The organism is Thalassobaculum fulvum, assembly GCF_014652915.1.
GTDB classification, from domain to species: Bacteria; Pseudomonadota; Alphaproteobacteria; order Thalassobaculales; family Thalassobaculaceae; genus Thalassobaculum_A; species Thalassobaculum_A fulvum.
Map to the genome: position 1 here is coordinate 231,738 of NZ_BMZS01000003.1, position 23,196 is coordinate 254,933.

General features: G+C 69.4%; 27 protein-coding genes. 14 read left to right on the forward strand and 13 right to left on the reverse strand.

Annotated elements, in window-relative coordinates:
• The first annotated feature begins 60 nt into the window (after positions 1–60).
• From IE246_RS07465 to IE246_RS07480, 4 genes are read left to right on the forward strand one after another with little or no spacing between them, the layout of a single operon-like run.
• Positions 61–951: an alpha/beta fold hydrolase gene (locus tag IE246_RS07465; RefSeq protein WP_189988337.1), complete on the forward strand. Its 891-nt coding sequence runs from the start codon at positions 61–63 to the stop codon at positions 949–951.
• A gap of 1 nt (position 952) precedes the next feature.
• Positions 953–1,729, forward strand: coding sequence for an SDR family NAD(P)-dependent oxidoreductase (locus IE246_RS07470; protein ID WP_189988338.1), 777 nt, complete (start codon positions 953–955; stop codon positions 1,727–1,729).
• A 60-nt stretch (positions 1,730–1,789) separates the two neighbouring features.
• Positions 1,790–2,467: a glutathione S-transferase family protein gene (locus IE246_RS07475; RefSeq protein ID WP_189988339.1), complete on the forward strand. Its 678-nt coding sequence runs from the start codon at positions 1,790–1,792 to the stop codon at positions 2,465–2,467.
• A gap of 12 nt (positions 2,468–2,479) precedes the next feature.
• The gene (locus IE246_RS07480) at positions 2,480–2,995 is read left to right on the forward strand and encodes an L-2-amino-thiazoline-4-carboxylic acid hydrolase (RefSeq protein WP_189988340.1); all 516 of its coding nucleotides are present in this window, start codon (positions 2,480–2,482) and stop codon (positions 2,993–2,995) included.
• On the opposite strand, the gene IE246_RS07485 is transcribed toward IE246_RS07480, so the two are convergent.
• Both IE246_RS07485 and IE246_RS07490 read right to left on the reverse strand, forming a co-directional pair.
• Positions 2,981–3,718, reverse strand: coding sequence for an N-acetylmuramoyl-L-alanine amidase family protein (locus tag IE246_RS07485; protein ID WP_189988341.1), 738 nt, complete (start codon positions 3,716–3,718; stop codon positions 2,981–2,983). The two genes, IE246_RS07480 and IE246_RS07485, sit on opposite strands and share 15 nt — an antisense overlap.
• Positions 3,715–4,854 carry an alpha-D-ribose 1-methylphosphonate 5-triphosphate diphosphatase gene (locus tag IE246_RS07490; RefSeq protein WP_189988342.1) on the reverse strand — a complete coding sequence of 380 codons (1,140 nt, stop codon included), beginning with the start codon at positions 4,852–4,854 and terminating at the stop codon, positions 3,715–3,717. The genes IE246_RS07485 and IE246_RS07490 overlap by 4 nt, the downstream gene beginning before the upstream one ends.
• A gap of 165 nt (positions 4,855–5,019) precedes the next feature.
• Between IE246_RS07490 and IE246_RS07495 the strand changes: the two genes are divergently transcribed.
• Both IE246_RS07495 and rpmF read left to right on the forward strand, forming a co-directional pair.
• Positions 5,020–5,985: an alpha/beta fold hydrolase gene (locus IE246_RS07495; protein WP_189988343.1), complete on the forward strand. Its 966-nt coding sequence runs from the start codon at positions 5,020–5,022 to the stop codon at positions 5,983–5,985.
• Positions 5,986–6,090: 105 nt separating this feature from the next.
• The gene (gene rpmF / locus IE246_RS07500) at positions 6,091–6,276 is read left to right on the forward strand and encodes a 50S ribosomal protein L32 (RefSeq protein WP_189988344.1); all 186 of its coding nucleotides are present in this window, start codon (positions 6,091–6,093) and stop codon (positions 6,274–6,276) included.
• Positions 6,277–6,351: 75 nt separating this feature from the next.
• On the opposite strand, the gene IE246_RS07505 is transcribed toward rpmF, so the two are convergent.
• A complete protein-coding gene (locus IE246_RS07505; protein WP_189988345.1) occupies positions 6,352–7,041 on the reverse strand; it encodes a GntR family transcriptional regulator in 690 nt (229 codons plus the stop codon).
• A gap of 85 nt (positions 7,042–7,126) precedes the next feature.
• Between IE246_RS07505 and IE246_RS07510 the strand changes: the two genes are divergently transcribed.
• From IE246_RS07510 to IE246_RS07530, 5 genes are all read left to right on the forward strand, one after another.
• Positions 7,127–8,290, forward strand: coding sequence for a pyridoxal phosphate-dependent aminotransferase (locus IE246_RS07510; protein WP_189988346.1), 1,164 nt, complete (start codon positions 7,127–7,129; stop codon positions 8,288–8,290).
• A 23-nt stretch (positions 8,291–8,313) separates the two neighbouring features.
• Positions 8,314–9,303 carry a dipeptidase gene (locus IE246_RS07515; RefSeq protein WP_189988347.1) on the forward strand — a complete coding sequence of 330 codons (990 nt, stop codon included), beginning with the start codon at positions 8,314–8,316 and terminating at the stop codon, positions 9,301–9,303.
• Between the two features lie 61 nt (positions 9,304–9,364).
• A complete protein-coding gene (locus IE246_RS07520; RefSeq protein ID WP_189988348.1) occupies positions 9,365–10,096 on the forward strand; it encodes an MBL fold metallo-hydrolase in 732 nt (243 codons plus the stop codon).
• A 106-nt stretch (positions 10,097–10,202) separates the two neighbouring features.
• The gene (locus IE246_RS07525) at positions 10,203–11,096 is read left to right on the forward strand and encodes an isocitrate lyase/PEP mutase family protein (RefSeq protein WP_189988349.1); all 894 of its coding nucleotides are present in this window, start codon (positions 10,203–10,205) and stop codon (positions 11,094–11,096) included.
• Positions 11,097–11,212: 116 nt separating this feature from the next.
• Positions 11,213–11,887: a helix-turn-helix domain-containing protein gene (locus tag IE246_RS07530; RefSeq protein WP_189988350.1), complete on the forward strand. Its 675-nt coding sequence runs from the start codon at positions 11,213–11,215 to the stop codon at positions 11,885–11,887.
• A 45-nt stretch (positions 11,888–11,932) separates the two neighbouring features.
• Here the strand turns inward: IE246_RS07530 and IE246_RS07535 are convergent, their stop codons facing one another.
• Genes IE246_RS07535 through IE246_RS07550 form a run of 4 tightly spaced genes read right to left on the reverse strand, consistent with a single transcriptional unit; the run spans position 11,933 to position 15,550 of the window.
• Entirely contained in the window at positions 11,933–13,069 is a 1,137-nt protein-coding gene (locus IE246_RS07535; RefSeq protein ID WP_189988351.1) for an Ldh family oxidoreductase, read from the reverse strand.
• Complete coding sequence (locus IE246_RS07540) at positions 13,066–13,833, reverse strand: HpcH/HpaI aldolase family protein (protein ID WP_189988352.1); 768 nt, start codon at positions 13,831–13,833, stop codon at positions 13,066–13,068. The genes IE246_RS07535 and IE246_RS07540 overlap by 4 nt, the downstream gene beginning before the upstream one ends.
• A 12-nt stretch (positions 13,834–13,845) precedes the next feature.
• On the reverse strand, positions 13,846–14,838 hold the full coding sequence (locus IE246_RS07545) for a hydroxyacid dehydrogenase (RefSeq protein ID WP_189988353.1): 993 nt from the start codon (positions 14,836–14,838) through the stop codon (positions 13,846–13,848).
• 10 nt (positions 14,839–14,848) lie between these two features.
• Entirely contained in the window at positions 14,849–15,550 is a 702-nt protein-coding gene (locus tag IE246_RS07550; RefSeq protein ID WP_189988354.1) for an RraA family protein, read from the reverse strand.
• A gap of 167 nt (positions 15,551–15,717) precedes the next feature.
• Here IE246_RS07550 and IE246_RS07555 point away from each other — a divergent pair, with 167 nt between their 5' ends.
• The 3 genes from IE246_RS07555 (at position 15,718) to IE246_RS07565 (ending at position 17,711) form a co-directional block, all read left to right on the forward strand.
• Positions 15,718–16,653, forward strand: coding sequence for a sugar kinase (locus tag IE246_RS07555; protein WP_189988355.1), 936 nt, complete (start codon positions 15,718–15,720; stop codon positions 16,651–16,653).
• A gap of 79 nt (positions 16,654–16,732) precedes the next feature.
• A complete protein-coding gene (locus tag IE246_RS07560; RefSeq protein ID WP_189988356.1) occupies positions 16,733–17,245 on the forward strand; it encodes a 2,4'-dihydroxyacetophenone dioxygenase family protein in 513 nt (170 codons plus the stop codon).
• Between the two features lie 16 nt (positions 17,246–17,261).
• The gene (locus IE246_RS07565; protein ID WP_189988357.1) at positions 17,262–17,711 is read left to right on the forward strand and encodes a methylglyoxal synthase; all 450 of its coding nucleotides are present in this window, start codon (positions 17,262–17,264) and stop codon (positions 17,709–17,711) included.
• A gap of 74 nt (positions 17,712–17,785) precedes the next feature.
• Here the strand turns inward: IE246_RS07565 and IE246_RS07570 are convergent, their stop codons facing one another.
• From IE246_RS07570 to IE246_RS07595, 6 genes are all read right to left on the reverse strand, one after another.
• Entirely contained in the window at positions 17,786–19,156 is a 1,371-nt protein-coding gene (locus IE246_RS07570) for a TRAP transporter large permease (protein WP_189988358.1), read from the reverse strand.
• 3 nt (positions 19,157–19,159) lie between these two features.
• Complete coding sequence (locus IE246_RS07575) at positions 19,160–19,849, reverse strand: TRAP transporter small permease subunit (protein ID WP_189988359.1); 690 nt, start codon at positions 19,847–19,849, stop codon at positions 19,160–19,162.
• A gap of 196 nt (positions 19,850–20,045) precedes the next feature.
• Positions 20,046–21,101, reverse strand: coding sequence for a TRAP transporter substrate-binding protein (locus tag IE246_RS07580; protein ID WP_189988360.1), 1,056 nt, complete (start codon positions 21,099–21,101; stop codon positions 20,046–20,048).
• A 419-nt stretch (positions 21,102–21,520) separates the two neighbouring features.
• Entirely contained in the window at positions 21,521–21,874 is a 354-nt protein-coding gene (locus tag IE246_RS07585; protein WP_189988361.1) for a 2TM domain-containing protein, read from the reverse strand.
• Positions 21,871–22,350, reverse strand: coding sequence for a hypothetical protein (locus IE246_RS07590; protein WP_189988362.1), 480 nt, complete (start codon positions 22,348–22,350; stop codon positions 21,871–21,873). Before IE246_RS07590 ends, IE246_RS07585 begins: the two co-directional genes overlap by 4 nt.
• Positions 22,351–22,386: 36 nt before the next feature.
• Positions 22,387–23,190 (reverse strand): TRAP transporter small permease subunit, encoded by an 804-nt coding sequence (locus IE246_RS07595; protein ID WP_189988363.1) that lies wholly within the window; start codon positions 23,188–23,190, stop codon positions 22,387–22,389.
• Positions 23,191–23,196 lie beyond the last annotated feature (6 nt).

Consider the following 23,196-nt stretch of genomic DNA (forward strand, 5'->3'; position numbering starts at 1 on the left):
TGCCCTCGCGTCCGCGGGGGTGTTCCATGTTCGACAACCGAGCCGGGGAGGGTCCGCGCCATGCCGCACGTCACGACCGACGACGGGGTGAAGCTGTATTTCGAGGAGGTCGGCGAGGGCACGCCCATCGTGTTCGTCCACGAGTACGCCGGCGACTGGCGGTCGTGGGAGCCGCAGATGCGGCATTTCGGGCGGCGCTACCGCTGCATCACCTATTGCGCGCGCGGCTATCCGCCCTCGGACGTGCCGGAGAGCCCGGAGGCCTACAGCCAGGACCGGGCCCGCGACGACATCCGCTCGGTCCTGGACGGCCTCGGCATCGACGCCGCCCACATCGTCGGCCTGTCGATGGGCGGGTTCGCGACCCTGCATTTCGGCTTCCGGTATCCCGACCGGGCGTTGTCGCTGACCGTGGCCGGCTGCGGCTACGGTGCCCAGGCCGACAAGCGCGAACAGTTCCGCAAGGAGACCGAGGCGACCGCCGCCCGGATCGCCGCCGAGGGCATGGCGGTGGTCGGAAAGAGCTACGCCATCGGCCCGACCCGGGTGCAATTCCAGGCCAAGGACCCGCGCGGCTGGAAGGAGTTCGAGACCCAGCTCTGCGAGCATTCGACCCTGGGCTCGGCCAACACCATGCGCGGCGTTCAGGCCCGCCGGCCGTCGCTCTACGACCTGGTCGACGAGATGCAGGCGCTGACCGTGCCGACCCTGATCGTGAACGGCGACGAGGACGAGCCGTGCCTCGATCCCGGCAACTTCATGAAGCGCAACATCCCGTCGTCGGCGCTCTCGGTGCTGCCGAAGACCGGCCACACCATGAACCTCGAGGAGCCGGCGCTGTTCAACGCCGTCGTCGAGGACTTCCTGCACACCGTCGAGAGCGGGCGCTGGACCCTGCGGGACCCGCGCTCCGTGTCCGGCGGCATCGTGACCCCAGCCGAGGAGAAGTGACATGGCCGATGCCGGTGCCAACCGCCTGGCGGACAAGGCGGCGATCGTGACGGGAGCGGCGCGCGGCATCGGCAAGGCGATCGTCGAGGCGTTCGCCGCGGAAGGGGCGGCGGTGTGGTGTGCCGACCTGCACGGCGGCGAGGCGGAGGCGGTGGCCGCCGCCATCCGCGCCGGCGGCGGCAAGGCCGAGGGCGGCTACTGCGACGTGCGGTCGACCGACTCGGTGCTGGATGCGGTCGACGCCGCGGTCGAGGCTTTCGGCGGCCTGGACATCCTGGTGGCCAACGCCGCCACCCTGACCCCGGCCGCCACGGTCGAGGACCTGGACGAGGCCGACTGGGCCCAGGCCCTGGCGGTCAACCTGACCGGCGCCTTCCACCTCTGCAAGCACGGCATCCCGCACCTCAAGCGGGCCGGCGGCGGCTCGGTCATCCTGACCGCCTCGCAGATGGCCCGGGTCGGCAACCCCGGCAGCGCCGCCTACTGCACGACCAAGGGCGGGCTCGTACAGCTCGCCAAGGTGATGGCGCTCGACCACGCTGCCGACGGAATCCGGGTCAACACGCTGTCGCCGGGCGGCACCGCCACCGACCGGCTGTTCTCGCGGCACGGCAGCCCGGAACGGGCCGAGGAGGAGTGGGGCAAGCCGATGCACCCACTCGGCCGGCTCGGCCGCCCGGAGGAGATGGCGAAGGGGGCGGTGTTCCTGGCTTCGCCCGAGAGCAGCTTCATGACCGGGGCCGACCTGCTGATGGACGGCGGCTACAGCGCGCGGTAGACCTTTGAGCTCAATTGTGTTCTTGGTATGTTCCCGTCACAATCGCGACGGAGCCAAGCGTTGAAACTCTATTCCGGACCGCTCAGCCTGTTCTCCCGGAAGGTCGAGATCGCATTGACCGAGAAAGGCCTGTCGTACGAGCGCGAGATGGTGGCGTTCTCCCAGACCGAGGGATACGCACCGAAGCACCCGGCGGTGATCGCCGCCAACCCCAAGGGCCAGGTCCCGGTGCTGGTCGACGGCGACCTGGCGTTGTTCGACTCGACCGTGATCCTCGAGTACTTGGACGAGGCGTATCCGGAGCCGCCGCTGATGCCGCGGGACCCGAAGGCGCGCGCCCGTTGTCGGCTGCTGGAACTCACCGCCGACGAGATCCTGCTGAAGCCGCTCAGCCGGCTGATGTACCGGACCGAGCCGGAGAGCCCGGACCCGGTCCGCCGCCGGCAGCTCGACGACGAAGCCGCCCGGGCCGAGCAGGAACTGGCCGGCCTGTATCGCCTGGTCGAGCAAAGGCTCGACGGCCCGTATCTCTGTGGCGAGTTCTCCATCGCCGACGTGGCGATGGTCATGAGCATCATGTACTCGCTGCGCCTGGGCGGCCCGCGCCTCGACGCGGTCCCCGATCTGCGGGCATGGTACGAGCGGGCGTCCGCCCGGCCGTCGGTGGCGGCGGTTGTCGACGAGGTGAGCGAGGCCGACCGCCGGCTGTCGCGGCCGGTCGGCCAGGACCAGATCTAGCGGAGGGCGATCATGAGCGCAGGGAACGAGCCGCTGCCGATCCTCGAGCAGCGGCGGATCGAGGCACGGGTCATCAAGCCGATCTACGACGAGATGGTCGCGCGCCTGGGCGTCGAGACCGCGCAGGCGATCCTGGGGGCGGCGATCGAGAAGGCGGCGATCGCCCAGGGCAGGAGCTTCGCCGAGGCGTCCGGCGGCAATCTCGGGCTCGACGGCTTCGCTGACATCCAGCGGCACTGGACCGCGGGCGGCGCGCTGGAGATCGAGCATGTCGACCGGGGTGCGGACCGCCTCGACTTCAACGTCACCCGCTGCCGCTATTCCGAGATGTACCGGGAGATGGGGCTGGGCGAGATCGGCCACCTGCTGTCCTGCGGGCGGGACGGCACGTTCTGCCAGGGCTTCGACCCGCGGATCACCCTGGAGCGGACCCAGACCATCATGGGCGGCGCCACGCACTGCGACTTCCGCTACCGATTCGAGCCGGAGGCCGTCGAGGCGGGAACGGATGGATCAGCGACAGGGTGAGGCGGCGACCGCGCGCGCGACCGCGCCGGCGATCCGCCCGATCGTCTCCGGATCCGAGAGTCGCTGCTCCTCGGCAGGGTTCTTGATGACGCCGACCTCGAGCAGCACCGCCGGCGCCGCCGCCGTGCGCAGGATCTTCAGGAAGTCGCCGGCATAGATGCCGCGCGCCGGATCGAGCAGTCGCCGGTTCTCGCCGTCGATCGGCTCGGCGTGGTGCAGGCTGGGGCGCTCGCCGATCGCCAGCAGCGCGTCGGCGATGGCCGTTGCGGCCTGCCGGCTGTCCGCGGCCACCGCGGTGTCGGCCGGCACGAACAGCGAGAAGCCGGCGGCGGCGTCGGTCTGCGTCTGCTCCCGCCCATCCACGGTGCGGCGGGTGAGGTAGCGCTCCTGCACCGAGTCGTGGTGCACCGACAGGATGAGCGACGGGGCGGCGGCGGCCAGCGCGGCGACCCTTCGGTCCAGGCGCGGGTCGGGATCGGCAGTCTCGATCACGGTGGCCGTCCCGCCCGGCGGCAGCAGCGCGTGGAGGGCCTCGTCCAGCCGGGCCGCGAACCGGCGGTTGAACGTCAGCTCGTCGATCCCGGCAGCGCTCGTGGTGCCCGGCGCGTCCGGCGTGTGCCCGACGTCGACGACGATCCGCGGCACACAGGGCGGCACCGGCCCGCTGCAGGCCGTGGCGGCAAGGGCTGCGGCCAATGCCAGAAGCCGGCGGCGGGCGATCACGCCACCCGCTCGCCGGCGACCCAGACTCCGCGGACCACCGGCCGCCCGTCGATCACCCGGACCCGGATCAGGTCGGCCCGCAGCCCGACGGCGATCCGGCCGCGGTCGGCGAGGCCGGCGGCTTCGGCAGGAGCCGAGGTGACGGTGGCGATTGCGCGCGGCAGGTTCCATCCCTGGACCGTCGAGGCCAGCGTGAAGGCCGCGTGCAGCATGCTGGCCGGGACGTAGTCGGAGGAGACGATGTCGAGCAGGTCCGCGGCGGCGAGGTCGCGGGCCGTGACGTTGCCGTAGGACGACCTGCCGCGCACCAGGTTCGGCCCGCCCATCATCACCCGCAGGCCGAGCCGCCGCGACGCCCGGGTGGCCTCGAGCGTGGTCGGGAACTCGGCGATGGTGCAGCCGATCTCCGCCGACTCGGCGACATGGTCCTCGGTCTGGTCGTCGTGGCTGGCCAGCCCCAAGCCGCGACCGGCGGCCCAGGCCGCGACCGCCCGGCGCTGGCGCGGGCCGAGCTCGCGCGAGGCGGCGGTCAGTCGCTCGAAATCGGCGTGGGCCTGTTGCTCGCTCAAGCCGTCGACCTCGCGGCGCATGCGGAACCAGACGTCGATGTCGGCAGTCTGGCGCTGGCCCGGCGCGTGATCCATCACCGAGACCAGCCCGATCAGCGGGTCGTCGTCGAAAGTCGCGAGCTGGTCGAGCACCTTCGGGCCGATCACCTCGCAACGTAGGTGGACCCGGTGGTCGACCCGCAGCATGCCGGCCGCCCGGGCCTCGGCGACGCCGCCGACGATCGGTCGCAGGTGCTGGGCCCGCAGTTCGCCCTTCTCGGTCAGCCCGAGGCAGAGGGCGTCGTAGATCGTGGTGATCCCGGACGATGCGACCTCGCCGTCGTGGTTGATCACCGCCGAGACCGGGTCCCAGTAGACCTGCGGCCGCGGCTGGTAGTGGTTCTCGACGTTGTCGCTGTGCAGGTCGACGAGGCCGGGCATCAGGAAGTCGCCGTCCAGGTCCAGCGCGCCGGCCGGCGCCGCCGGGGTGTCGTCGACCCGCACGATTCGGCCGTCCGCGATCGCCAGGGTGCCGGTGGCGACGCGGTCGTTCAGGACGAGGCGGGCATTGCTGAAGGTCAGGCTCATGGCGAGGTTCGAAACCAATGGGGAAGAGAGCGATAGTGCCCCTGCGGGCAGGCGCGCAAGTGACCGTCGTGTGACAGGGTTCGGGCGGCCCAAAAATGGATCGGCCGGCCGGGCCGTGCGACCATAGCGGACGTCGGCACGTGTCGCACCGGGGGAGATGCCGCGATGGACATCAAGCACTCGACGGTCAGCGCGAATGGCATCCGCATGCACGTCGCCGAGGCCGGCGAGGGGCCGCCGGTGCTGCTGTGCCACGGGTTTCCGGAGTCCTGGTACTCCTGGCGGCACCAGCTCCGGTCACTGGCCGCCGCGGGCTACCGCGCGGTCGCGCCGGACATGCGGGGCTATGGCGGGACCGAGCGGCCGGCTGCCCCGGGCCAGTACACGCTGCTGCACCTCGTCGGCGACATGGTCGGGCTGCTGGACGCGCTGGGCGAGCAGCAGGCGGTGATCGTCGGCCACGACTGGGGCGCACCGGTGGCGTGGCACGCCGCCCTGTTGCGGCCGGACCGGTTCCGCGCCGTCGCTGGACTCAGCGTGCCGTTCCGGCCGCGCGGCTCGGGCCGGCCGACCGCGGGCATGCCGCAGACCGGGGACGAGTGGTTCTACCAGCTCTACTTCCAGCAGTCGGGTGCCGCCGAGGCCGAACTGCAGCGCGACGTCCGGGCAACTATCCGCGGCGTGCTGTACGGCGCCTCCGGCGATTCGGCCGAAACCGGCGACATCACCATGGTGCCGCGGCGTGGCGGGTTCCTGGACCGCCTGCCGGATCCGGGCCACCCGCCGTCCTGGTTGACCGAGGCCGACGTCGACTTCTACGTCGCCGAGTTCGAGCGGACCGGCTTCACCGGCGGCCTCAACTGGTACCGCAACATCGACCGCAGCTGGGAACTGCTCGGGGCGTTCGCCGGGGCGCAGGTGACGGTTCCGGCGCTCTATATCGTCGGCGACCGCGACCTGGTGTACACCTTCAAGGGCATGGAGCGCCTGCTGGCGAACCTGCCGGCGTTCGTGCCCGGGCTCCGGGACACGGTCGTCCTGCCGGGCTGCGGGCACTGGACCCAGCAGGAGCGGCCGGACGAGGTCAGCGCCCGGCTGATCGGGTTCCTCCGGGATCTCGACCGCATCTGAGCCGCGGGTGCGCAAGCGCCCTTGCATCGCCGAACGCGAGCCCGTATAACGCGCGCTCCGTTGCGGGCTCGCCCGCAGCGACGCGTTTCTTGTGGAGTGCGAACGATGGCCGTTCCGAAGCGAAAGACCTCCCCGTCCAAGCGGGGTATGCGCCGGGCGCACGACCGGATCCAGTCCGACGCCTATGTCGAGAGCCCGGATACCGGCGAGCTGCACCGACCGCACCACGTCGACCTGAAGACCGGCATGTACCGCGGTCGCCAGGTTCTGAAGGTCAAGGAGAAGTTCTGAGCGTCTTTCCGACGCCAGGAAGATCCGGCAGACCCCCGCGCCTCGGCGCGGGGGTTTTGCGTTTCGGGGCTCGGCTCAGCCGTCGCCGGCCGGCTGGTCGCGGAGGTAGCGCAGCAGGGTCTTGCCGGCCTCCGATATGTGCCGGGTCAGCAGGTCGACCGCCGCCGCCTCGTCGCGCTGCCGGCACGCCGCCAGCAGCGCCCGGTGCTCCCGGTGCGAGCGGTCGCGATAGTCGAGCGAGCCGGCCGTGAAGGTCAGGTAGCGGTCGGCGACGTCGCCCAGGGCCGCGATGTGCGCCAGCAGGCGCGGGCGGCCGCAGGGCACGTACAGCGTCGTGTGGAACGCCTTGTTCAGGGCGCCGAAATCCTGCATCCCCGCCGCCTCGGCCCGGTCCTGGATGCGCTCGGCCCGGTCGATCTGGGCGTTCGACAGCTCGGGAATCGCCCGCCGCAGGGCCAGGGTCTCGGCCGCCACCCGCATCTCGTAGACCTCCTCGAGTTCGGCCGGGTCCAGCGGCGCCACGGCGGCGCCCTTGTGCGGCACCAACACCACCAGCCCCTCGCTCTCCAGCACCCGCAGGGCCTCGCGGACCGGCATCCGGCTGGTGGCGAACCGGTCGGCCAGCAGTTCCTGGCGCAATGGCTCGCCGGGCCTGAGCTCGCCGGAGACGATCTGCGCGCGCAGGGTCTCGACCAGGGCCGCCACCTGGTCGCCGGCCTTCGGTCGTGGCGTTCGCTGGATCGGCGTGGCGGGCGAGGACGGCATCGGGGCTCCGGGACGCTTGGTGTTGAATCGCAGGATGGGACGTTGTATCCGTGCATTCAAGATTGGATCCAATTTGGAGAATCCGATGACAGTTTCCCGCCTCGCTCATATCCCCGGGATCGGCGTCGACCGCATGGGCAACGCCGCCGACGCGGTCGGTGACGACCGGATGCTGCGCCTGGAGAACCTCGATACCGACATCCCGCCGCCGCCCGAGGCGGTCGCTGCGACGGTCGCGGCGGTCACCCGCGACGCCGCCAACAGCTACCTGCCGTTCCTGGGAATCGCGTCGCTGCGGCAGGCGGCGGCGGCCCGGCTGTCGGCGGATACCGGCGTCGCCTACGACTGGGAGAGCCAGTGCGTGATCTCGGCCGGCGGGCTCTCCGGGATCCTCAACGTGCTGCTGGCGATCCTGGAGCCGGGCGACGAGGTGGTGATCACCGATCCCGCCTATGCCGGGCTGCTCAACCGGATCCGGCTGGCCGGCGGGGTGCCCCGGCTGGTGCCGCTGCGGGTCGTCGACGGCGGCTGGCGGCTCGACCTGGACAGGCTGCGCGATGCCGCCTCCGACCGCACCAGGGCGGTGCTGACCATGAGCCCGTCGATGCCGAGCGGCGTGGTCCACACCCCTGAGGAGTGGCAGGCGATCGCCGAGCTGGTCCAGCGCACCGGCGCCTGGGTGCTGAACGACGCCGCCATGGAGCGGATCCTGTACACCGACCGCCCGGTCATCCATCCGGCCGCGCTGGACGGGCTGGCGGAGCGCACGGTCACCGTCGGCTGCGTGTCGAAGGAGTACCGGATGATCGGCTGGCGGGTCGGCTGGATCGTCGGGCCGAAGCCGCTGATGAACGACGTCGGGCTGGTCGGGCTGACCAACGTGGTCTGCCAGGTCGGCATCGCCATGCCGGGGGCGGCGGCGGCGCTGACGGCGACCGACGACGGGGTCGCCGCGGCCACCCGGGAGTGGCGGCGCCGGCGCGACGTGATCCTGTCGGAGATGGCGGACCTGCCGGTGGTCAGGCCGGACGGCGGCTGGTCGCTGCTGATCGACACCGCGGCGCTTGGCATGGCGCCGGCCGACGCCTCGGCCCGGCTGTTCGACAAGGGCCGGATCGCCGCCACCCCGATGACCGGCTGGGGCGCCGACGACCAGGCCGGCCGCTACCTGCGCTTCGTGTTCGCCAACGAGCCGGTCGAGCGCCTGACCGGGATCCGCGAGCGGGTGCGCGCCGCCTGGGGGCTGTGATGCCGGGTGGGATGGCGGGCGCGATGCCGCAGTGGCGGGCCACGCGGCCGGCGCTCGCCGAGGTGGCGGTGTGCGACGGGCTGCTGCCGTGGACCCGACAATTCCTGCCGCCGGGCTCCGACCTGGGCGCTTATCTCGCTCGGATGCACCGGGCCGGCTACGACCACGTCTCGCTGACCGCGGCGGCTGCGACGGAGGACGCGGCGCAGGCGCTGTCGACCCTCGGCTGGCTGCGGGCGCAGCTGCGGTCGGCGGATATCCCGGTTGCCCACGACCGCGACGGCATCGAGGCGGCACGCGCGGCCGGCCGGCTGTCGGTGTCGTTCCATTTCCAGACCGCGACCCCGTTCCTCGGCGACCTCGATCTGGTCGACGCCTTCGCCGAGGCCGGCATCCGGCGGGCGATCCTCGCCTACAACGCGGCCAACGCCTTCGCCGACGGTTGCCACGAGCCGCGGAACGCCGGCCTGTCGGCCGCCGGGAGACGGCTGGTCGAGCGGATGGACCGGGCCGGCATGCGGGTCGACCTCAGCCACTGCGGCGAGCGCACGACCTTCGACGTGATGGCGCTGGGGCTGGGCCGTCCGCCGCTGTTCTCGCACTCCAACGCCCGCGCGCTGTTCGACCACGAGCGGAACGTCACCGACGAACAGCTGCGTCGGATCGCCGAGTGCGGCGGCTATGTCGGCATCAACGGCGTCGGCTTCTTCCTGGGGGCCGCGGGCGACCACATCCCGGCCGCGATGGCGCGGCACGCCGCGCACGTCGCCGGCATCGTCGGGGCCGACCGGGTCGGGCTCGGCATCGACTTCATGTACCTGGACGGCAGCGACTACGGCTTCTTCCACGGCAGCCGGGCGACCTGGCCGCGCGGCTATCCCGAGCCGCCCTGGAGCTTCCTGCAGCCGGAACAGCTCGGCGCGCTGGTCGCCGAGTTGGAGGGCGTCGGCTTCGCCGGGACCGAGATCGCCGGGATTCTCGGCGGCAACTACCTGACCCACGTCGCCGGCTGATAGCATCGGCCCGAACGGCGAGAGCAGTACCGGCGAGAGCAGGATCGGCGAGGGCAGGGCCATGCAGGAACGCGACGACGGGGTGATCCGGGTCGAGGACCACGGCGACGGCATCTGGCGGATCGAGGAGCTGTACGCCCACCCGTACTGCCGCGGCGCGATCTGGGTGGTCGACGGTGCCGACCGCCGGCTGGTGCTCGACGCCGGCTGGGGGCTGGTGCCGCTGCGAGACCATGTGCCGGAACTGTTCGCCCGGCCGATCGTGGCGGTCGCCAGCCATACGCATTTCGACCATGTCGGCGGCCTCGGCCAGTTCGCCGACCGGCTGGTCCATCCGCTGGAGGCGCCGGTGCTGGCGGACCCGACGCCCGAGGCGGTGCAGAGCTGGCCGTTCCTGCAAGACTACGACGCGCTCGTCTTCGACCCGGTGCCGGGCGGCTTCGACGGCGCGGCCTGGCGGCTGGCGCCGATGCCGGCAACCTCGACGGTCGACGAGGGCGACCGGATCGAGCTCGGCGGTCGGACGCTGACCGTCATGCACACGCCGGGGCATTCGCCGGGCCATCTCTGCCTGTTCGAGGAGGCCACCGGCTTCCTGTTCGCGGCCGACGCGATCTATGACGGCGAGCTGTTCGACACCGTGCCGGGCGCGTCGATCCCGGCGCTGCTCGAGACTCATGCCCGGCTCGCTGCGCTGCCGGCGACGCGGGTGTTTCCCAGCCATTTCGGGGTCTTCGACCGGGCGAGGCTGCTCGGGCTGGCGGCCGACTACCGGCGGGCGAAGGGGGCGTGACACCTCGCTGCCGGTGGGGGGTCCGATCGGGGATGCATGCCTTCCGGTCGCGGGAGTAGTCTCTCGCAAATGGCGGCACGGGCCGCGCTTACCGAGGAGACGACCCATGACCACGCATGCACCGAAGCTGCGGGCTCTGTTGACGCGGCCGGGCCTGACGGTGGTCCCGAGCTGCTTCGACGCGATGTCGGCAAAACTGATCGAGCGCGCCGGCTTCGAAGTCGCCTTCATGAGCGGTTATGCCGTCTCGGCCACCCAGCTGGCGTTGCCGGACGCCGGCCTGATCTCGTTCGAGGAGATGGCCGGGCAGGGGCGGCGGATCTGCGAGGCCGTCCGCATCCCGGTGATCGGCGACGCCGACACCGGGTTCGGCAACCCGGTCAACGTGAAGCGGACCGTGCACGGCTATCACCGGGCCGGATTCGCCTGCGCGATGATCGAGGATCAGGTCTATCCGAAGCGCTGCGGCTTCGCCCACGGGCTGGCGGTCGTCGACCGGCAGGAGGCGCTGACGCGGCTGCGCGCCGCCCTCGACGCCCGGGCCGAGATCAAGGCGGCCGGCGGCGACATCCTGGTGATCGGCCGGACCGACAGCCGCGGTCCCGAGGGGCTGGACGAGGCGTTGTGGCGGGCCGAGGCGTTCGCCGACCTGGGGGCCGACATCGTGTATTTCGAGGGACCGCAGGCCGAGTCGGAGATGGCCGAACTGAACCGGCGGGTTTCCGTGCCGACCATGCTGGCCCAGGTCGAGAAGGCCGACCGGCCGCTGCTGTCGCCCAAGCAGGCCGAGGCGCTCGGCTACGATCTCGCGCTGTTCGGCCTGACCCTCCTGAACGCCTCGATCCGGGCGATGCGGGACGCCCTGGCGCTGATGGCAGGCGGCGATCATCCCGGCGCGGACCGGCTGATGCCGTTCGAGGAGCTCTACGAGACCGTCGGATTCGAGAGCTACTATGCGGAGGAGCGACGTTACGTAGCGGGCGGTGAGCGGCCGGCCTGAAGGCCGTAATGACGGTCGTGTGATAGGATCGTGGACGGGAACAACCGGAGCTAGGTAATATAATACCGTAGTTTGCTCGTCTGGTCGATGGGAGGCGGGCGAGAGCGGGAAGGCGGATGGGCTGGCACGACGAGAACTACCCGACCGGCTTGGCATTGCGCCAGTTCCGCCGGGAACGTGGGCTGTCGCAGGAAGCGGTGGCGGCGGCGCTGGGCGTCAACCAGTCGATGATCTCCAAGTGGGAGAGCGGCCGCGAACGGCCGAGCCTCGCGAACGAGCGGTCGATCTGGAAGCTCATCGGCGAGAAACCGATCGCCGAGCGGCTGGAGGGACTCGTCGAGGCGATCGTCTCGATGCCCATGAGCGTCGCGCTGTTCGACGGTTCCGGCCGGCTGGTCGCCGAGAGCCCGGTTCGGGCCGCTTGGACGGGAGGGGCCGGAATCCGCGACCTGCTGACCGCGCAGGACCACGCGAACTTCGCCCGATTCGGCGGGCTCGAAACGGTGCTGTCGCGCCCGGGGTTGAGCTTTTCCTACCATCGCCGGCGCGTGTACACCGGCGAGCATACGATCATCTCCGGCCAGAACATCCAGCTCGGGCGGGTGGTCCTGCACTACGTCAGCGCCGCGACCCTGCCGACGGTCTCCGCGACGGTCTGCGAGGGCTGCGACGGGTACGGGGAGCACGCGGTACGGCAGCCCGCCCCCTGCGTGTCGTGCGGCGGCTTCGGGTACCGGCACGGATCTGCATCGGCGGGGCCCGGCGGTCGAGGGCACGGGCAGGGCTGGTAGTCGGAGGCCCCGCCACGTGCCCCGGTCGGGCCGTCCGCCCGCCGCTTACGGCGCTCCGCCGACGAGTTCGGCGATCTCGGCGTCCGGGATCCCCAGCCGCCGCGCGGTGTCGAGGATGTCGGACCAGGCCTCTTCCGCCAGCGGCAGACCGCCGGCGGTACGCTCGGCCAGGGTCGCGCGCTCCTTCTCGCCGGGGACCAGGACCTTGCCGCCGGGCTCGGTCGGGGTCGCGGACTTCACGAACTCGACGTAGCTCTTCACCTCGTCGGCGAAGGCGTTGCCGGTATCGAACGCCGCGACGTCGACGTAGAACGAGAACATGCCGTTGCAGAACCGCCGCCGGTTCGGCTCGCCGAGCGCGCCGGCGGTCCCCGAGCCGCCGAGCGCCCCCGCCATCATCTCCATCAGGAAGTTCAGGCCCGAGCCCTTGTGGTCGCCGAACGCCCGGAGCGCACCGGGACCGTTGTTCGGGTCGGGATAGCCGCCCGGCGGCACCTCGCCGTACAGCGGCTCGGGGTCGTTGGTCAGGGAGCCGTCGGCGTTGACCAGGGAGCCGGGCGGCAGTGCCTTGCCGCCCTTGTAGGCGACCAGGGCCTTGCCCTCGGCCACCAGCGAGGTGGCGAAGTCGAGGATGATCGGCTCGCCGCCGGCGACCGGGATGCCGGCGCAGAACGGCGAGGTACCCATCCGCCGACTGATCGCGCCGAACGGGGCGACGATCAGCGAGCCGCGGACGTTGACCATGTGGATCGAGACGACGTCGTGGGCGGCGACCCGCTCGGCCCAGTCGCCGATCCGCCCCAGGTGTCCGGAATTGCGCAGCGCCGTGACGGCGACGCCGTGCTCCTTGGCCTTGGCGATGCCGACGTCGACGGTCTGCTCGCCGATCGACTGGCCGAAGCCGTAGTTGCCGTCGATGATCGCGAAGCTGGGCTGGTCGAGGATCATCGAGATCGTCTGGTTCGGCACCTGGCGGCCGGTCTCGGCCCATTCGACGTAGCGCGGGATGCGGATCACCCCGTGGCTGTCGTGGCCTCGCAGATTGGCCCCGGTGAGTCGCCGGGCGATCCGGTCGGCCTCCTCCGCGGAGCAGCCGGCCCGCGTGAAGATCGCCCGGCCCAGCGCCTCCATGGCGGCCGGCGGCACGAACGCCTGGCCGCCCGCATGACGGACTCCGCTCATTGCCCGGCCTCGAGATCGCGGAACGTCTTGACGTCGCCGGCCACGCCCGAAATGAACAGCCGGACGTCCGAGCTGAGGGTCGTGAAGTCGAAGCCCTTCTCGATCATCTTGCGCATGTAGGTCGGCGTCAGGCAGTGGATGCCGGCCTTGATCCCCGCCTTCTTGGCGGCGGCCAGGGCCTTGTCGATGTTCGCGATCACCTCGGGGTCGGTCGGGTCCATCCCCGGGCTCTTGCCCATGGAGACGGCGAGGTCGCTCGGACCGACATAGATGCCGCTCAACCCGGGGGTGCTGCAGATCGCGTCGGCGTTGCCGACGGCCTGCACGGTTTCGATCATCGCCATCGAGATGATGGTCCTGTTGGCCTCGCCGAAATAGTTCGGATGCAGCAGCCCGGCCCGGGTCGGCCCGGTCGAGCGGTAGCCGTCGGGATGGTACAGGCAGGCGCCGACGAAGCGCTTGGCGTCCTCGGCCGTGTTGATCATCGGGCAGATGATCCCGAGCGCACCGGCGTCCAGCAGCTTCATGATGATGCCGGGCTCGTTCCACGGAACCCGGGCCAGCGGCGTGCGCCCGTAGCCCTGGACCGCCTGGAACAGGGTCAGCGCGGTCTGGTAGTCGACGAGGCCGTGCTGGAGGTCGACGGTCAGGCTGTCGAAGTCCTGCATCGCCATGAACTCGGCGGTCACGGTCGACGGGATCGAGAGCCAGCCGTTCAGCGCGCCCTTGTTCTCACCCCAGACCTTGTGCAGTCGGCTTTCCATGAGCGTTTCCTCTCAGCTCGCAACGGTCCCTTGCAGGACCTCCTTGTTGACGACGACGGCCGGATCGAGCGTGCCGTCGAAAGTGGCCAGAATGTTCTCGATGGTCTGGTAGGCCGACCGCTTGAGGGCTTCCAGGCTGGCGCCGGCGGAATGCGGCGTCATCAGGATCCGGGGTTCCTGGAAGAACGGATGGTCGGGCGCCGGCGGCTCGACATCGAACACGTCCATGCCGGCGCCGGCGATCTGCCCCGACCGTACAGCCGCGAGCAGGGCGGCCTCGTCGACCAGGCCGCCGCGCGCGCAGTTGACCACCAGGGCGCCCTTGCGCAGAGCGGCGAGTTCGGCCGCCCCGACGATGCCGATGGTCTCGGCGTTGCGCGGGCAGTGCACGGTCACGGCATCGACCTCGCTGAGCACGGCCCGGAAGTCGGCGACCGGCTCGGCCCCCATCGTGCGGATCGCGTCCTGGTCGATGTACGGGTCGTAGCCCAGCACCCGCATGTCGAACGCCCGGGCCCGCCTGACGACGCGCGAGCCGATGCGGCCGAGCCCGACGACCAGCAGGGTGCGGCCCTCCAGGTCGATCGCCTGGTGCTCGCCGCGCCGGGCCCAGTCGCCGCGCCGGACCAGCGGGTCGAAGGCGGTCAGCTGCTTGGCCAGGACCAGCAGGAACATCATCGCCTGTTCGGCGACCGACGGCGCATTGGCGCGCGGCGCGATGGTCAGCCGGACGCCATTGTCGGTGCAGGCGGCGACGTCGACGGCGTCGTAGCCGACCCCATGGCGCGACACGACCTCGAGGCAACCCGACGCCTCGATGATCCTGCGGGTGACCGGCGCCACCCGGACGGCGATACCGTGCACGCCCTCGATGTGCCGGAGCACGTTGGCTTCCGAGTAGTCGGTGAGCACCTCGAACTCGACGTCGTCCCGGCCCTCGAGCAGCGCCATGCCTTCCGGGTGGATGACGCCGAGGACCAGGACCTTTTTCTTGTTGCTGGCCACGGCGGCGCCCTTAGTGGATCTCGGCCGACTTGCCCATGGCGGCCTTCAGTTTCCCGATGTCGAAGCCCGGCGCCCGTGCGGCTTCCAGGATCACCGCCTCGCGGCGGGTCAGCAGCTCGACGGCGTCCGGCAGCTTCTTGACCGAGTCGCGCGGGATGACGACGGCGCCGTGGCGGTCGGCGTGCACGATGTCGCCACTGTTCACCACCATGCCGTACAAGTTCACCTGGCCGCCGTGGTCGACGACGTGGACGTGGGCATGGCTCGGGCCGATCTTGCCGGCGACGAGCTGGAAGCCCGGGGCGCAGGCGTCGAGATCGCGGATCGAGCCGTTGGTGACCACGCCCTGGGCGCCCAGGCCCTTGTGGATCGCGGTGTTGACCTCACCCCAGAACGCGCCGAAACCGGGCTCCGGGTCGAGGTCCTGGATCACCACCACGGTCGGGCCGGGCTTCGAGGCGACGTACTCGTAGTAGGCCTGACGGGCCGCCAGGTTCTCGGCGGCGGTCCGGACCGCCGGCGCCATCGCGCGGATGGTCGCGGTGCGGGCGAAACCGCAGATCGGCTTCAGGTCCGGGAACGCGCAGACCATCTGGCCGGTCGTAAACCCTGTGGCCCGCCGCTCGGGGTTCGTCACCTCGAGCGCGTTGCAGATCGTCGGGGTATCCCACGCGGTCAGGCGGTCGAGGTCCGCTGCCGAGATCTCGGTCATGGTTTCCGTCCCTTGCTTTCGGTGCTCATGTGTCTGCGTTTCGCAGGATGGTCCGCGGCCGGTCGGCCAAAGAGGTATGATGATCACACTAGCAGGGGCGGTGGCCTAGGCAACAGGTCAGGCCGTTCCGGCTTGCCGGTTTTCCCGTCCTCGGTCACTTTCGCGCCATGACGACGCGCGACATCGATCTCGCCTGCTTCGGCGAACCCCTGATGGAGCTGACGCGGGTCACCCGCGACGGTGAGTCCCCCTCGTATCGACCCGGCTACGGCGGCGATACGTCGAACTGCGCGATCGCCGCGGCCCGGCAGGGCGCGCGGACGGCCTACATCTCGGCCGTCGGCGACGACAGCTTCGGGCGCGAGCTGCGCGAGCTCTGGGAGCGGGAGGGCGTCGACCACTCGGCGGTCCGGACCGATCCGGCAGCACCGACCGGCCTCTACATCATCACGCCGAGCCCGGCCGGGCGCGATTTCGCCTACTACCGGGCGGGATCGGCCGCGAGCCGGTACCGGCCCGAGGACCTGCCGCTCGGGCTGCTGCCGCGGGTGCGTGTCGTCCAGCTCTCCGGCATCAGCCAGGCGGTCGGCGAGGGGCCTTGCGATGCTGGCTTCCGGCTGATCGAGGCGGCCCGCGAAGCCGGCTGCGAGGTGGCCTACGACACCAACCTGCGCCTGAAGCTGTGGTCGCTGGAGCGCGCGCGCGCGGTCATGCATGGGGCGATCGAGCGCTGCACCGTGGCGCTGCCCTCGGTCGACGACTCGCGGATCCTCACCGGTCTCGATGAACCCGACGCCATCGCCGACGCCTATCTGCGCCGCGGGCCGCGCGTCGTGGCGTTGAAGCTCGGCGCCGAGGGGGCCCTGGTCGCGACCGCGGACCGCCGCGAGCGGCTGGCCCCGAACCGGGTCACGGCGGTCGACGCGACCGGTGCCGGCGACACCTTCGACGGGGCCTTCCTGGCGCGGCTGGCGGCCGGCGACGATCCGTTCGAGGCCGCCCGCTACGCCAACGCGGCGGCGGCGCTGACGACCACCGGATACGGCGCCGTGGCGCCGATCCCGCGGGCCGAGGCGGTGAGGGAGTTGCTGGCCGGGAACTAGCGTCCTGCCGGCGCTGGTCATGACAGTGGCAGTGCCCCAGCGTATGGTGCCCCCGACAGTTCAATCCGAGGAGCCCGCCATGCGCGCGCGTGTCATCGATCGGGAGCGGCCGGCATCGACGCACCCGTTTTCGCCCCTGGAGATCGTCGAGAAGGCGATCCCTGAGGACGAGCGGGTCTGGGTGCCGCAGGCGCCCAACGTCTGGTTCCGGCCGCTGATGCTGAACACCTTGAACGGCGGGTGGTGCAACCTGCTGCGGGTCCGCAAGTCCGGCGTGCTGAGCCGGCACCTGCATCCCGCACCGGTGCACGGCTTCGTGCTCAAGGGGCAGTGGCGCTACCTGGAGCACGACTGGATCGCGACCGAGGGCTCCTACGTGTTCGAGCCGCCGGGCGAGACCCACACCCTGGTGGTCGACGAGGACTGCGAGGAGATGATCACGTTCTTCAACATCTCGGGCTGCATGTACTACGTCGACGAACAGGGCAATTGCACCGGCTTCGAGGACGTGTTCGCCAAGATGGACATGTGCCGCAAGCACTACACTGAGGTCGGGCTCGGCGCCGACTACGTCGACAGGTTCGTCCGCTGACGCCGGGCGCCGCGGCATGGACCGGCGCAAGCGCATCGGGCTGGTCGCCCATGACGCGAAGAAGGCGGACCTGCTCGACTGGGTGACCGCCAACCGGGACCGGCTGGCCGTCCACGACCTGTGGGCGACCGGCACCACCGGCGCGGTGATCGCCGAGCGCACCGGGCTGCCGGTGCACCGCCTGAAGAGCGGGCCGCTCGGCGGCGACCAGCAGATGGGTGCGCTGATCGCCGACGGCGCGCTCGATGCGCTGGTGTTCTTCTCCGACCCGATGTCGGCGATGCCGCACGACGTCGACGTGAAGGCGCTGGTCCGGCTCTCGACCGTCTACAACATCGTCCTGGCCTGCAACCGGACGACCGCCGACTTCGTGATCGCCAGCCCGCTGTTCGACGCCGCCTATGCCCCGGTCGAGACCGACTACACCGGTTATCTGGGCCGGGCGCTTCCGTCGCGCCCGGAATAGGGGGGACTCCCCAATGACGAAGGGCCGCTCCTTGAGGAGCGGCCCTTGCCGTGCGTCGAACCAACTGGTGCTGGTTACTCGAGCACCAGGTTGGGCAGCCAGAGCGTGATCTGCGGCCAGATCATGCAGGCCACCAGGCCCATCACCTGCAGCACCACGAACGGGATGATGCCGCGGTAGATGTTCTGGATCTTCACCGAGTTCGGTGCCACGCCCTTCAGATAGAACAGGGCGAACCCGAACGGTGGCGTGAGGAACGACGTCTGCAGGTTCACCGCCACCAGGATGGCGAACCAGTAGATGATGTCGCGGCCTTCGACGTGGCTGCCGAAATCCATCAGTTCCACGATCGGGGCGAACACCGGCAGCACGATCAGGGTGATCTCGATCCAGTCGAAGAAGAACCCGAGGATGAAGATCGTCGTCATCAGCACGAACAGCAGGCCCCAGGCCTCGAAGCCGAGGTGCTCGATGAACTCGATGATGATGTCTTCACCGCCCAGCGACCGGAACACGTAGGAGAACGCGGTCGCCCCCATGAAGATGAAGAAGATCATGCCGGAGGTCAGGGCGGTGCGCTCGCACACGTCCTTGATGACCGTCCAGGTCAGCTTCCGGTTGACGATCGCCAGCACGATCGAGCCGAAGCCGCCGACACCGGCCGCCTCGGTCGGGGTCGCCCAGCCGGCGAAGATCGAGCCCAGGACCAGGGTGATCAGGAAGACCGGCGGCAGGAACCCCTTCAGCAGCATGATCAGCAGTTCGCCGGTCGTGTCGGGGCCGACGTCGTCGGACAGCGACGGGGCCCAGTGCGGCTTCAGCGAGGACACCACCAGGATGTAGGCGAAGTACAGGCCGGACAGCAGAAGGCCGGGCAGGATCGCGCCCAGGAACAGGTTGCCGACCGAGATCGCCAGCAGGTCGGCCATGATCACCAGCATGATGCTCGGCGGGATCAGAATGCCGAGGGTCGCCGAGGACGCCAGGGTGCCGGTCGCCAGTTCCTTCTGATAGCGCTGCCGCAGCATGGTCGGCAGCGCCATCAGGGTCATCATGACGACCGAGGCGCCGATGATGCCGGTGGTCGCCGCCATGATCGTGCCCATGACCGTCACCGAGAGCGCCAGCCCGCCGGGAACCCGCCGCAGCAGGATCTCGAGGATGTCCAGCAGGTCGTTGGCGACGCCCGAGCGTTCGAGCATGGTGCCCATGAAGATGAAGCAGGGCACCGCGACCAGCACCAGGTTGGCGGCGGCCCCGCCCCAGATGCGCGGCAGGATGTTGTAGAACTCGATCAGCGAGAAGTAGTCGACCATCGCGCCGATGAAGCCGAACGCCAGGCCAATGCCGCCGACCACGAACGCGACCGGGAACCCCGAAAACAGTCCAAATGCCAGGGCAATGAACATGTAGACGGAGAGATAGTCCTCCCAATAGAACTCCACGGCTCAGCCTCCCCGCACGATCTCGGAGTCATCGTAGTGACCCTCGAGCTTCGCGATGTCGTTGTCCTCGTCGGTGTCCGCGATCTTCGGCAGGTGCTCTGCCTCGGCGCTGGTCAGCATGTTCATCTTGACCTCCGGCCTGAGTTCCTCGGGGCCGAACAGGAACACGACCTGTCTGATCAGCGTCGAGAGCCCGGCCATCAGCGCGAGGAGCAGCCCGATCAGGACGAACGACTTGATGACCCAGCGATGCGACAGCCCGGTCATGGCGTCGGATGCCTCGTTCGACTCCCACGCCTGATGCACGAAGGTCCAGCCGTAGTACAGCACCACCACGATATACGGGATCATGAGGCAGCAGATGCCCAGCATCTCGACCCAGGCCTGCCCCCGGTCGCTCAGCTTTTCCCGCACGAGATCGACGCGGACGTGGGCGTTGACCGTGTAGGCATAGCCGAGAGCCAGCAGGAACAGGGCGGCGTGCAGGTGCCACTCGAGCTCCTGCAGCTTGGTCGGCGACATGATGTCGTACAGCGGCGTGGACATGATCCACTGCTGCATGAACTGGAATTTCCGCGTGATCACATCGAACATGATGATCCCGATCAGCGGAAGGATGAGCCAGGCCCCGAGCTTTCCGAATCTCTGCGGAAGCGATTCGAGGCGATCCGCGACCGTCAACAGACTTCGCATTGAGCGTCCCCAGGTAGTGGTTTTTTGTTTTCAACAACCAAACGAAACGGCGACCTTTCAAAAGAACACCCGACGATATCGGCGGTCTGCCGACACGGTCGGGTTGGTCAAAAAGCTGCGGTGCCGGCCTCAACCACCGGCCTCGGCCGGCACCGCGATCATGCGAACTGCAATCCGGAGCCCTGTCCGGCAGCGGTTACTTCAGGTAGCCGTTGTCCTTCCAGATCGCATAGTCCGTGCGGAACTTGGACAGCGAGGCCCAGATCTTCTTGGAGTCCTCGTTGTCCTTGATCTCGTCCGCGATCACCTCGTTCCAGGCGGCCTCGAACTTGGCCAGCATGTCATCCGACCAGCGGTGGATGGTCACGCCCTTCTCCTGGTGGAACTTCATCGCGGCGAACTGGATCGCTTCGCCGCGGGTGAACATGTACGTCACGTTGGAGTCGCAGGAGGCCTTGATCAGGGCCTTCTGGGTATCGTCGAGCGCGTCGTAGGACGGCTTGTGGATCAGCAGCTCGTTCAGGGTCGACTGCTGGTGCCAGCCCGGGAAGTAGTTGTGCTTGGCGATCTGGTAGAAGCCCAGGTCGCGGTCGATCGCCGGCATCGAGAACTCGGTGGCGTCGATCGAGCCGAGCTCCAGGGCCGGGTAGATGTCGCCGCCGGCCAGAAGCTGGGTCGAGACCCCGAACTTCTCCATGACCTTGGCGCCGAGGCCGAAGAACCGCATCTTCAGGCCCCGAAGGTCGTCGACCGACTTCACCTCGTTGCGGAACCAGCCCGAGGACTCCGGCGCGATGACGCCGCAGAGGTTGTAGCGGATCTGGTCGCGGCCATACATCTCGGTGGCGATCTCCTCGCCGCCGCCATAGCGCATCCACGCCAGGTACTCACCGGCGCCCGGACCGAACGGCACCGCCGAGAAGAACGCGTAGGCGTTGTTCTTGTTGACGTGATAGCCCGGCGTCCCGAAGCCGGCATCCAGCGCGCCGCTGGAGATCGGGTCGTAGTACTGAGTCCCCGGAACCAGCGCGCCCGGCTCGAACATCTTCAGCGTGACGTCGCCGCCGGAAGCCTTGGTGATGGTGTCGGAGATGTTCACCGCACCTTCGCCGATCACGGCGATCTTCGAACCGAAGGCGGAGTGCATCTTCCAGCGGACCCGCTTGGCGTCTGCATCGCCCGTCGACGCCATCACGACGCCCGTCGCCAACCCCAGAAGGGCGGCCGTCTTCACCAACTTCCTGAATGCCATTCCTGTTACCTCCCAGTCGAAGACCGACCCCATCGGATCGGTTCCGTTTCGCCGATCCGTCGCCTTGTACTTTGTTTTTGTTGATTAAACCCCGATCTGTTTCAGTCGGAGCCGCGACGGCTGCGTCATTGTTACCGTCGCATTTCTGGAATTCAAGAAGGTTTGGTACACAATCTGAGGCGTCGGCGTCGATTCAGCACGATGCGTAACGAAATATGACGACTCATTGGGCAGTTACTCGGTCGGAATAGAGAAAACGCCCGATGCATGCGCGCAATAGGGGTGTTCGCCGTCGCAGGTCATGAGAATCGGCGGAAATCCGCAACCCTGCCTGACGATTTGCCGGGCCGGGAACGCCCGTCTTCCGGATGCCGGACAGCCCTTGCAGGGTTCGCCGGTACCACCCGGCGGCCGCCGAATCACCGGTCCTTCGGTTCGCGACGTTTTTCGATCGGCGGGGTGACCGACGCATCGTGCTCGCGGACCCGTTGCTCGATGTTCTGGATGTGGTCGAAGTCGTAGCTGCGGGCGCGAAGGTCGGTGACGCGGTCGTCGACCCACGCGTTGTCGAGGTCGTACGCACTGGCAACGAAGTAGTGCAGCGTCACCAGAACGGTCCATGCGGCGAGCGGCCAGAAGAGGTTCCAGGTGGAGCCGCTGAGCGCTTCCGCGATCAGCAGGAGCGGGACGGCGGCGGCGAACACCGCGAAATGGGCCGGGAAACGGTAGCGGCGCGGCAGGCGGCGCCCGGGGCGATGCCGATCCGGGATCACTTGAAGAGACGGCGGCGCGGCGGAGCGGCATCGCTCTCCGGCAGGTTCGGGTAGCGCCGGGCCAGGTTGACCAGCCGCAAGGAGTACCAGGCCAGGACGATCAGGATCGCCGCGACGATCGCGCTGTCGATCGGGTCGCGGCCGGCGTTCCGGCCGGCGACGGCGACATAGCCGAGCCCGACCAGCGGCGCCGTGCCGAGATACAGCGCGGCAGGGACCGCCTTGGTGTAGTGGAGGAGCAGGCACGCGCAGACGACGGTGAAGGCGTAGAACCCCGCGACCGGCGAGCGACCGAGCGGGGTCATCTCGCTCATCGCGCCGAGAGCCACGACCGAGAACAGGACGCCCATGAAGAGGCTGTAGGCCAGGATCTCGCTGTCCGCCTGGCGACGGTTCAGCCGGGCGACCGGAACGAGGTACGGCGTCGTCCGGTCGTCCCAGACGTAGCGTTTGAACAGGCCTTCCCAGTCAAGCATGATCGCGTCCCGTCCCCGCGAAGCCGCCGCCGCCCGCTAACGCTCCGCGGATCCGTCGTCGCCGTGGGCTCTGGCCCGCCGTTCCAGCTCGTCGGGCGCGGCGTCGAGGTCCAGCCGCTCCTTGCCCTCGATCGTCGAGCCCTCCGCTTCGGGCCAATCGAGCGTGCTCAGGTGGAACCGCCAGTGCGGCGGGCCGAACAGCGCGACCGCGACCTCGAGCCAGACCGCGACCCCGGCGATCAGGACGACCACCAGGCCGAACGCCAGGGTCAGCTTGATCACCCAACGGTGGCTGAGCCCGACCAGCGACGCCGAGACCTCGCCGCACTCGTACCAGGCGCAGCTCGGCTCCCTGTTGATCGACCAGGAATCGTACGCGTAGACGAAGGCGAAATAGGCGACCACGAGGGTGAAGGGGATCAGGAACAGGTTGAGGCCGAGGAACTCGATCCACGCCTTCTTGCGGAACGCCAGGTTCTCGCGGACCAGGTCGACCCGCACATGGGTGTTCCAGATGTAGCCGAACCCGAGCACCAGGCAGAACAGCACCGTGTGGGCGTGCCACTCCAGTTCCTGCAGCAGCGTCGAACCGAAATAGGGACTGACGTTCTCGACGAGCCACACCTGCATCCAGCCGGTCTTGCGGATCCCGAGATCGAAGGCCGTCACCAGGATCAGCGGGAGCGCGAACCACGATCCGAATCGCCCGACCCGGTCGACGAAGTTCCGGAGCCGCATGCTCACCGCGAGGATCGCCGGGAGCCGATCGGGATCCAGCTGTGTCAGCTCGCTGGCCGCGGGCGTCTTGCCGGGCGCCATGTCTGCCGTAGCCTGTGTCACGGTGCT